This window comes from Umezawaea sp. (genome assembly GCF_057122925.1).
Map to the genome: position 1 here is coordinate 1 of NZ_DBNGPQ010000102.1, position 9,380 is coordinate 9,380.

A 9,380-nucleotide genomic window follows, 5' to 3' on the forward strand; every position below is an offset into this window, starting at 1 on the left:
ACCTGAAGCCCGGTTCCGGCCCCACCGACAACGAGTGGGAGAACGCCCGTGTCATCGGCGAGCGCCAGAACCGCAAGGCGCAGGAGGTCTACCACGGCCCGCAGGCCGCGATGTCCGGCGGTGTCGACTACCGGATGCGGTTCGTGGACATGTCGGCCGTGCAGGTCGAGGGCCGCTTCACCAGTGACGGCAAGGCCGGCACGACGTGCAACGGTGTCGTCGGTGCGTCGACGATGGCGGGCAGCATCGAGGACGGTCCGGCGCTCCCCGGCTTCTCCGAGGGCATGCAGTCGCCGTGGAAGAAGCTGTTCGAACCGCTGCAGATGGAGGTTCCGCAGTGGCTGCGGGACTGCCAGTTCCCGAAGGCGTCGCTGGTGCCGACGGGCCTGATCGGTGCCACGCCGAACATCGTGCCGCTGCAGATCGTCCGCATCGGACAGTTGCACCTCGTCGCGATGCCGTCCGAGGTGACGATCACCGCGGGCCTGCGCATCCGCAAGACCGTCGCCGCCGAGCTCGGCGTGCCGGTGCAGAACGTGCTGATCCAGGGCTACGCCAACGACTACAGCCAGTACGTCACCACGCCGGAGGAGTACGACCTCCAGCAGTACGAGGGCGGCTCCACCCTGTTCGGCCGCAACACCACGCCCGCCTACCAGCAGGAGTTCGGCAAGCTCGCCGCGTCGATGCGCGCGGGCACCCCGCTGCCCGCCGGTCCGACGCCGACGAAGCCGCCGCTCACCGACCTCAACCTCCAGACCGGCGTGGTGTTCGACGACAAGGCACCGGGCCAGAGCTTCGGCCAGGTCCTCACCCAGCCCTCGGCGTCGTACACGAGCGGGCAGACGGTCACCTCGGTGTTCGTCACGGGCCACCCGAAGAACAACCTGCGCCGCAACGGCACGTTCCTGGAGGTGCAGCGCCAGGTGAACGGCCGGTGGACCCGCCACGCCGACGACGGCGACTGGTCCACGCGCTACCAGTGGCGGCGGTCGGGCGTGGCGAACTCGGAGGCGACGATCACCTGGGCCATCCCGGTAGGCACGCCCGCGGGAACGTACCGGATCGTGCACCACGGGGACTGGAAGAGCGGGTGGACGGGCGCGATCACGGCGTTCACCGGGACCACGACCACGTTCACGGTCGGCTGACCGTTCGGATGGCCGTTCGGTCGGGCGGCGGGCCGGTGCCCGACCCGTGGGGGTTGGTCGGGCGCTCGGTGTGAGCGGTGGTCGCCGGGAGGTGTCGGGCCGGGTAGCCGGACGGCCGAGCGGGCACCGGGTGGGGTGGCCGGCGGCCGGGCGGCCGGGCGGCACCGGGTGGGTGGCCGGTGGTCGGGCGGGCACCGGGGGGGGTGGCCGGGTGGCCGGACGGCTGCCGCACGGCGGCAGACCGGGCACCCGTCGAGGGTGGCCGGGCCGGTGGCCGGCCACAGGATCCGCGCCACAGCCCGGCGGCACGGCACTCGGCTGCGGCGTGGTTGACCGCCGGATGCTCACCCGCGACCCGCGACCTGCGACCCGCCAGCCACAACCCGCCACCCACGACTCGCCAGCCACCACCCGTTAGCTGCCACCCGCCAGCCCTTAAGCAGCTAGCCAACTGTTGCCAGCCACGACCCACGATCCACCGCCCGCCAGCCGAGACCCGGCTGGTGCCATCGAAGACCCGCGACCCGCGACCCGCCTGCTGCCAGCCGCTTGGGCCCCGACCTCCCGGCCCCGACCTCCCGGCGCGTGGCGCTCGACCGCCGATCGTCGAGCGTTCGGCGGTCGGGCGCCGCGCTGCCTGTCGGTGAGCCCTGAGCCGCCTGCCGCCCACCCAGCCCACCCGCCGCTATGCCGCCGGGGTCGCGGTGGCGGGGGTCTCGGCGGTGCCGGTGAGCGTGGCCCGTGCCAGGACGTGTGAGGCCATGGTGAACCCGAGCAGCGCGGGCGTGCCGTCGGCGGGGACCCCGATGTCCTCGACGTCGAGCGCGTGGACCGTGATCACGTAGCGGTGCCGACCGTGGCCCGCGGGCGGGGCGGCTCCGACGAAGCGGGCGGCGCGGGCGTCGTTGGGCAGTTGGAACGCGGGCTCGGGCAGGCCTGAGCCGGTGTCGTCGCCCGCTCCCTCCGGCAGGGACGTGACGGTCGCCGGGATGTTCGCGACGGCCCAGTGCCAGAACCCGGACATCGTGGGCGCGTCGGGGTCGTACACGGTCACGGCGTAGCTCCTGGTCTCGGCCGGGGCCCCGGACCAGGACAGCTGCGGGCTCGCGTCCCGACCCCCCGGAACGCCGAACATGCCCGACAGCTGCGCGTCCGCCAGCGGCAGCCAGTCCCGCACCCCGGTGCTCGTGACGGTGAAGCTCGGCACGACGGGCAGGCGCGCGAACGGGTCATTGGTCGTCATGTGACAACTCCATTCTCGGTGAACTAGTCGATTACGCTAACAATAATCGATTATCTGCGCTAGAGTCGACTTCATGGATGAGAACGGGGTGGCGCCGTCGGTTCGGGCGTACGAGTCGCTGCGGGCGGCGATCCTGCACGGTCGGTTCCGGCCGGGGCAGGCTTTGAAGCCGCAAGAACTGGCCGCCGAGCAGGTCGTGAGCCTCGCGGTGGTCCGGGAGTGCCTGCTGCGGCTGGTCGGCGAGGGGTTGGCCGAGCGGCTGCCGAACCGGGGCTTCGTGGTTCCCGACGCGGGTGACGCGCGGTGGCAGGTGATCGCCGAAGCACGGGCGGCGGTCGAGCCGACCATCCTGCGCATGTCGATCGGCCGGGGCGACCTGGAGTGGGAGACGCGCGTGCGCGCGGCCCACCACCGCCTCGCGGGCACGCCGCCGTACGCGCACCCCGACGACGCGCACTACTCCGACGCGTGGGCCGCCGCGCACCACGGGTTCCACCGCGCGCTGCTCGACGCGTGCGGCAACGACGTGCTGCTGGACGTGTTCGAACGGCTGTGGACCGCCAGTGAGCTGTCCCGCCGCTGGTCGGCCGCCAAGTCGCCGAGGCGCGACGCCGAGGCCGAGCACCTCCGGCTCGAACAGCTGGCGCTGAGCCGCCAGGGCGAGGCAGCCGCCGACGCCCTCGTGGCGCACCTCGGCACCACCGCCGCCGTGCTCGTGGACAAGGCCGAACACGCCGGGAAGAACGGCTGACGTCATCCCCCCGCACCCCAGGAGGACAACCGTGGTGTGTCCCGCACCCCTCGCCGGGCCGCGTCCGCCGAGGGGGACCACCGCCGTGCGCGAGGTCAGCCTCGCCGTCACGGCCGCCCACCTGTTCGTCTACCTCGTCCCCGAGTCCGCGGAGGAGGCCGCCGGACTCGGCGTCACCGACCGGCGGCCCGCGTACTTCGCGTTCCGGGCGGCGGCGCTGGGCGCGGTCCCGTGGCAGGTCGTGCTGGCGACCTTCTACAACTTCAGCCCGCGAGCGGTGCGGACCGTGGCGGACGCGTGGGACGCCGCACCGCCCGAACGGTGGCAGGCCGCCCGCTTCGCGGTCGTCGAGCGCGCGATGCGGCGCGTCGGCGTGCCCCTCACGGCCGACCGGATCGCGGAGGCGCGGTCGCTGGTCGACCCGGTCGTCGCGGGAGCCGACCACTCGGGCAAGGCGCTGGCCGCGGCGAACGCGGCGGTCCCGCTCCCGGCCGACCCGCTCGTCGCGCTGTGGCAGCAGGTCGCGGTGCTGCGCGAGTGGCGGGGCGACGCGCACCTGGTCGTGCTCGCCGACAACGGCCTCGGGCCGTGCGACTGCACAGTCATCCACACGGCGACCGGTCGCCTCCCGACGGCGCTCGCGCGGGCGACCCGCGGGTGGGACGACGAGGAGTGGGCGGCGGCGACGGCCCGGCTCGTGGCGAGGGGCTGGCTCCACGCCGACGGCACCGCCACCGAGGTCGGGATCGCGGCGCGCGAGCGGATCGAGGTCGAGACCGACGAGCACTGCGCGGCGCTGTGGGCGCCGATCGGCGACGCGGGTGCCCGTCGGCTCGCCTCGCTCCTGCGGCCGATCGCGGACGCCTTCACCACGGCTGGCGCGTACGAACGATTGAGCTGACCACCGCCTCCAGCGGTGTGGCGGGCCGACCGGTCAGGACCTCGACGGCGTCGCCGACCGCCTCCAGTTCGCCTGCCGCGATGGCGGTGTAGGTCGACACCCAGGCGTCCACCTGCCAGTCCGGGACGTCGGACGAGGCCCGTGACCGGTAGGCCTCGGCCACGGTCTCCGGCTGGTAGGTGATCGACCGCCCCCACGCCCGAGACAGGACGGCCGCGACCTCGGCGAGCGTCAGCGACCGGGGACCGGTCAGGTCGTAGGTCGCGCCCGCGTGCGCCGGGGCGGCCGTGAGCACGGCGGTGGCCGCGTCGGCGATGTCGTCCTGCGCGACGACGGCCACCCGCCCGTCCCCGGCGGGCCCTCGGATGGCGCCGTCGGCCCCGACGAGGTCCGGGGTGAAGTCGGCGTAGAGGTTGTCGCGCAGGAACGTGAAGTCGAGGCCGCTCGCCCGGATGTGCTCCTCGGTGGCCCAGTGGTCGCGGGCGAGGGTGAACGTCGCGTCGGGCGCCGCGCCGAGGAACGAGACGTAGACGAGGTGCCGGACCCCGGCCTCGGTCGCGGCGTCCACGAACGACCGGTGCGCCTCGACCCGGTCCGGGGTCTCGGCGGCCGACACCATCAGCACCCGGTCGATCCCCCGCAGCGCGCGCCGCACGGCGTCGCCGTCGCCGAAGCCCGCCGTCGCGACCGCGGCTCCCGCGAGGTCCGGTGCTCGCGCGGGGTCGCGGACCAGCAGGGTCTGCCGAACGCCCCCGGCCGCCAGCCGCCGGGCGACCCGGCCTCCGAGGCGACCGGTGGCGCCGGTGATCGCGAACGTGGTGTCCCCGGTCACGGGTGGACCGCCATCCTGGAGGTCACGGCCGCGATCGGCAGCGCCCTCCCGGCGAGTTCCGCGGGCACGTCCGCGTGGTCTCGGTCGATCATGTGTTCCCTTTCGTTCCCACCGCTGGTGCGGCAACCGCCAAACTAGGCCGTGAACAGGGCGGAGCGGAGGTAGGCTCGCGACCGGTCATGGTCAAAAACCGACACGCGGCACCTCGGGAGATCGCCTTCACCGCCCCGGCGGGCACGCCGTCCGGTGTGGAGGTGCTGTCGCTCGCCGACCTGCGCTCCCGCGTGCCGCCGGGCTCGCTCGCGGTGCCGCTGCGGCTGACCTTCCACCACCTGCTCACGCTCACCGACGGCTCGCTGACGCACACGGTCGACTTCACCGACCACGTCCTCGAACCGGGCGCGTGGCTGTGGACGCGGCCGGGCCAGGTGCAGCAGTGGAGCGACCCCGGCCGGGCCGAGGGCACGCTGGTCCTGTTCGAGCAGGACTTCCTCGACGCGGCCACCACGACCGCCGCCCGCCTGGACGATCCGCACGCGCCCGTCCTGCACACGCCCACCGGCGAGGACGTCACCGCCCTGCGCACGGCCGTCGACCACCTGACGGGCGAGTTCCACGCGTTCGGTCGACTGCCCCTCGCGGTGCACACCCTGGCGCTGCGGCACCTGCTCTCCGCCCTGGTGCTGCGCCTGGCCCACCTCGGCGCCGACGCGGGCAGGCCGAGCCCGCACCCCGGTGAGGCCTTCCTGCGGTTCCGCGACGCGGTCGAGGAGGGCTTCGGCCGGTCCAGGAGGGTCGAGGACTACGCGCTGCTGCTGGGCTACTCGCCCAGGACCCTGTCCAGGGCCGCGCTGGCCGCGACCGGTGTCGGGGCGAAGGAGTTCATCGACCGCAGGGTGGTCCTGGAGGCGAAGCGGCTGCTCGCCCACGGCGACGAGTCCGCCGCCCGCGTCGCCTCCCGGCTGGGCTTCTCCAGCGCCACCAACTTCAGCAAGTTCTTCCTCCAGCGCACGGGCCGCTCCCCGCTGGCGTTCCGCTCCGGCACCAGGGGCGGGTGACGCCCCCGGAAACCGCTGTTCTGCGTAGACCTCCGTCGCATCCGGACGCACCCTCGACTGCTGAGGGGAACGACGGAGCACCGGGGGAACGCACGTGCCCGCAGGATTCTTCACGGACAAGTCCGGCAAGGTTCGACCGCTCAGCGGCAAGAAGAAGAAAAAGGGGAACAGCGGCGTCGTCGTGGCGGCGAGCGTCCTGGCCCTGGGGTTGGTCGGGTACGGCGGAGGTGGGGCGCTGGTGGGGTCCGGCGGCGGGGGTGGCGCGGGAGCGGGGTCGAGCCGGGCCGCCGACCTGCGCACCCGCAAGGCGGAGGGCCAGAGGTCGGCGCGCGAGGGCGACCCGGTCGGCGCGTGGCGGCGCATGGGGATGCGCCGACTGCGCCAGGAGGTCCGCACCCAGGCCGAGTGCCTGAGCGCCTCGCACGGCCGGGTCCGCGAGTTCCTCGCCCGCACGCCCTGCGCCTCGCTGGACAGGGCGATCCTGACCGTCGGCGACGACGCGGGCAACAGCGCGGTCGTCTCCATCGCCTGGGTCGGGTTCCGCCGCGCGGGCGACGTGCGCGACTTCAAGGCGGTCATCGACGTCCACGGCAGCGGCGACGTGCGCCCGCTCGGCTCGTCGCTGCTCGGCCTGGCGGACATCGCGTTCACCGGGCAGAACTACGGCAGCGACGTCACCGGGACCTCGCTCACCGTCGCGGAGGCCGAGACCGCCACCGGCGTGCTCGACCACGACACCCTCGACGCGCTCGCGGAGGTCGCCGCCCACCTGCCCCGCCCGTGACGCCGGGGGCTCGAAACCGGACCGCGCGTCTGGTGGACTCCGTGGCGTGACCCCACCGCTCCCCCGGCTCGACGGCCGCGACCTGCTCGCGCTCGTGCCCGCCGACGCCGCGCTCGGCGCGCTGCGCGACGCACTACTCGCGGGCGACTGGGACTCCGCGGGACCGCCGCGCACGGCGGTCCCCCTGACCCACGGTGAACTGCTGGTCATGCCGAGCGAGGGCGGCGGGGTCGTGGGCGTCAAGGTCGTGGGGGTCGCGCCCGGCAACCCGGCGCTCGGCCTGCCCCGGATCACCGGCAGCTACCTGCTCCACGACGCCGCGACGCTCCAGCCGGTCCTGCTCGTCGACGGGGCGGCGCTCACCCTGCTCAGGACGTCGGCGCTGTCCGCTCTCGCCGTGGACGTGCTCGCGCCCGCCTGCACACCGCGGTTGCTCGTGCACGGCACCGGGCCCCAGGCGGCGGCGCACCTCAGGGCCGTCGCGGCCGTCCGCCGGGTCGAGCGGGTGGAGGTCGTCGGGCGGACCCCGGAGGCGGCGGCGGCGTTCTGCGACGACCAGGCGGCGGACCGGGCGTTCGACGTGCCCGTGGTACCGGCCGGGCCGGACGCGGTCGACCGCGCGGACCTCGTGCTGTGCTGCACGTCGTCGCGCACGCCCCTGTTCGACGGCACCAGGCTGGCGGCGCACGCCGTGGTCGTCGCGATGGGCGCGCACACGCTCGACGCGCGGGAACTCGACGACGCCACCGTGCGGCGGTCGTCCGTGGTCGTCGAGCACGTCGACACCGCTCTGCGCGAGGCCGGTGACGTGGCCGCCGCCGTGCGCGGGGGCGCGCTCGACCGCGCCGACCTGCACGTGCTGGCCGACGTGGTGCGGGGCGAACCGGTCCGCGGCACGGGACCGCGGCTCTTCCGGTCGGTCGGCATGGCGTGGGAGGACCTCGCGGTCGCCGCCGAGGCGCTGCGCCGCCTGCGCTCCCGCGCGGACGGCCGCTGACGAGCAGATCAGTCCGCGGTGGACGGTTGAACTGGACGTCGCGGCGTCATTCCACTTCGACCGTCCAGTCCGCGGCGAGCGCCGCGACCGTTCCCGCCGCCGCGACCAGCGGTGTCACCACGACGGCGAGCACCCCGAACGGCATCGCCACCTCGACCACCGGGTACCCGTCGTGGTCCTTCACGACGACGCGGTGGACGTCGTGCTCCACCGGGCCGTCGACGGTGCTCTCGCGCATCGGCATGACCGAAGGCCTCCCGCTCGGGGGTGTCGGGTCCAGCCTGGCGGATCCACGCGCGGAATCGCAGTGGCCAAAGTCCGCTGTCGGGGGCCGAAGGTCCCGCGGCGCCGGTGGGTCCACTGTGGATCGTGGCGATCGGACCAGGAACCGCCACGCCAACGGCGCAGTGCGCTGCCGCACCCGTCCACCGGATCCGGGATGCGGTGCCGAACCCGCACCGCGGTGGCGCGGACGTGGCCTCAGTCCAGGGGAACCCGCCAGGTGACCCTGGTGCCGCCACCGACGTCGGGGCGGACCGACAGCGAGCCGCCGGACCGCCGCGCCCGGTGCTCCAGGTTCAGCAGTCCGCTGCGCGCCACGTCGTCCGGCACGCCCACGCCGTCGTCCACCACGGAGACGACCAGTTCGTCGCCCGCCTCCACCGTGACCGTGACGGTCGTGGCGTGCGCGTGCCGGACCACGTTGCTCACCGTCTCGCGGATGACCGCCTCCACGTGCTCGGCCAGCTCGTCGGACACCGAGTTGTCCACCGTCCCGGACATCCGCACGGCGGGCGACAACTCGGTCGGCTCGGTCAGTTCGGCGACCACGTCCAGCAGCCGCCTGCGCAGGCTCACCCCGCCGTCGCCCGCGCTCTGGAGGTCGAAGATCGCCGTGCGGATCTCCCGCACGGTCTGGTCCAACTGCTCCACCGCCGTGGTCACCCGGCCGCGGAGTTCGGCGTCGCTGATCCTGCGCAGGCTGCCCTGGAGGCTCATGCCGGTCACGAACAGCCGCTGGATCACGTGGTCGTGCAGGTCGCGCGCGATGCGGTCGCGGTCCTCCAGCACGTCCAGCAACCGCAGCGAACGCTGCTTCTCCGCCAACTGCAACGCCAGCGCCGCCTGGTCGGCGAACGACGCCAGCACCGGCAACTGGTCGGCCACGAACGGCGGCTCCCCCTTGCGCCGCACCGCCACCAGCACACCGGTCACGACCGCACCCGCCCGCATCGGCACCGCGATCCCCGGCCCGAACTCCCCGGCCCCGTCACCGAGGTCCTCGCCGAGGGTCTCGACGACCGTGGGAACGCCGGTGCCCACGACGTCCGCGATGGCGGACGTGCGCTCGGACAGGTCCGAGCCGATGATCTCCTCGACCTGCGGCCCCGCACCCGCCGTGACGAACAGCGAACCCTCGTCGCCCAGCACGATCATCGAGGAGTGCGCGCCGGTGAGCTCCACCGTGCGCTGGGCGATGAGCCGCAACACGTCCTGCGCCGACGCACCGCCCAACAACTCCGAGTTGATCTCCGCGGTCGCCTCCAACCACCGCTCCCGCATCCGCGACCGCTCGAACAACCGCGCGTTCTCGATCGCCACCCCCGCCGCCGCGGCCAACGCCTGGAGCACCACCTCGTCATCCGGCGTGAACCCCGCCCCA

The 9,380-nt window shown here is 74.1% G+C and carries 10 protein-coding genes; 6 read left to right on the forward strand and 4 right to left on the reverse strand.

The genetic code is table 11. From position 1 onward, the window contains the following. Nucleotides 1-1,151, forward strand: a 1,151-nt coding sequence (locus AC156L_RS23810; RefSeq protein WP_484407276.1) for a neutral/alkaline non-lysosomal ceramidase N-terminal domain-containing protein, incomplete at its 5' end; no start/stop codon positions are given. Between the two features lie 685 nt (nucleotides 1,152-1,836). On the opposite strand, the gene AC156L_RS23815 is transcribed toward AC156L_RS23810, so the two are convergent. Further along, a complete protein-coding gene (locus AC156L_RS23815) occupies nucleotides 1,837-2,394 on the reverse strand; it encodes a YbhB/YbcL family Raf kinase inhibitor-like protein (protein ID WP_330874554.1) in 558 nt (185 codons plus the stop codon). Between the two features lie 73 nt (nucleotides 2,395-2,467). On the opposite strand from AC156L_RS23815, the gene AC156L_RS23820 reads away from it, so the two are divergent. Continuing rightward, nucleotides 2,468-3,145, forward strand: a complete 678-nt coding sequence (locus AC156L_RS23820; RefSeq protein ID WP_330874556.1) for a GntR family transcriptional regulator — start codon at nucleotides 2,468-2,470, stop codon at nucleotides 3,143-3,145. A gap of 85 nt (nucleotides 3,146-3,230) precedes the next feature. Continuing rightward, nucleotides 3,231-4,046, forward strand: coding sequence for an SCO6745 family protein (locus AC156L_RS23825; protein WP_330874557.1), 816 nt, complete (start codon nucleotides 3,231-3,233; stop codon nucleotides 4,044-4,046). Here AC156L_RS23825 and AC156L_RS23830 read toward each other — a convergent pair. Continuing rightward, nucleotides 4,012-4,878 (reverse strand): SDR family oxidoreductase, encoded by an 867-nt coding sequence (locus AC156L_RS23830; RefSeq protein WP_330874559.1) that lies wholly within the window; start codon nucleotides 4,876-4,878, stop codon nucleotides 4,012-4,014. The genes AC156L_RS23825 and AC156L_RS23830 overlap by 35 nt on opposite strands. A 179-nt stretch (nucleotides 4,879-5,057) precedes the next feature. On the opposite strand from AC156L_RS23830, the gene AC156L_RS23835 reads away from it, so the two are divergent. The 3 genes from AC156L_RS23835 to AC156L_RS23845 all read left to right on the forward strand — a co-directional run bounded on the left by AC156L_RS23835 (nucleotide 5,058) and on the right by AC156L_RS23845 (nucleotide 7,717). After that, nucleotides 5,058-5,936 (forward strand): helix-turn-helix domain-containing protein, encoded by an 879-nt coding sequence (locus AC156L_RS23835; RefSeq protein WP_330874561.1) that lies wholly within the window; start codon nucleotides 5,058-5,060, stop codon nucleotides 5,934-5,936. A 94-nt stretch (nucleotides 5,937-6,030) separates the two neighbouring features. Beyond that, the gene (locus tag AC156L_RS23840; protein ID WP_330874563.1) at nucleotides 6,031-6,720 is read left to right on the forward strand and encodes a hypothetical protein; all 690 of its coding nucleotides are present in this window, start codon (nucleotides 6,031-6,033) and stop codon (nucleotides 6,718-6,720) included. A gap of 46 nt (nucleotides 6,721-6,766) precedes the next feature. Further along, entirely contained in the window at nucleotides 6,767-7,717 is a 951-nt protein-coding gene (locus AC156L_RS23845; RefSeq protein ID WP_330874564.1) for an ornithine cyclodeaminase family protein, read from the forward strand. Between the two features lie 46 nt (nucleotides 7,718-7,763). Here the strand turns inward: AC156L_RS23845 and AC156L_RS23850 are convergent, their stop codons facing one another. Together AC156L_RS23850 and AC156L_RS23855 are read right to left on the reverse strand one after the other, a co-directional pair. Then, the gene (locus tag AC156L_RS23850; protein ID WP_330874566.1) at nucleotides 7,764-7,955 is read right to left on the reverse strand and encodes a DUF4342 domain-containing protein; all 192 of its coding nucleotides are present in this window, start codon (nucleotides 7,953-7,955) and stop codon (nucleotides 7,764-7,766) included. A gap of 242 nt (nucleotides 7,956-8,197) precedes the next feature. After that, nucleotides 8,198-9,380, reverse strand: a 1,183-nt coding sequence (locus tag AC156L_RS23855; protein ID WP_484407278.1) for a sensor histidine kinase, incomplete at its 5' end; no start/stop codon positions are given.

Bases quoted from the DNA above. Each gene is read 5' to 3' on its own strand.
- AC156L_RS23835 (WP_330874561.1), top strand. From the start codon at position 5,058: ATGGTCAAAAACCGACACGCGGCACCTCGGGAGATCGCCTTCACCGCC.
- AC156L_RS23850 (WP_330874566.1), bottom strand. From the start codon at position 7,955: ATGCGCGAGAGCACCGTCGACGGCCCGGTGGAGCACGACGTCCACCGC.
- AC156L_RS23820 (WP_330874556.1), top strand. From the start codon at position 2,468: ATGGATGAGAACGGGGTGGCGCCGTCGGTTCGGGCGTACGAGTCGCTG.
- AC156L_RS23815 (WP_330874554.1), bottom strand. From the start codon at position 2,394: ATGACGACCAATGACCCGTTCGCGCGCCTGCCCGTCGTGCCGAGCTTC.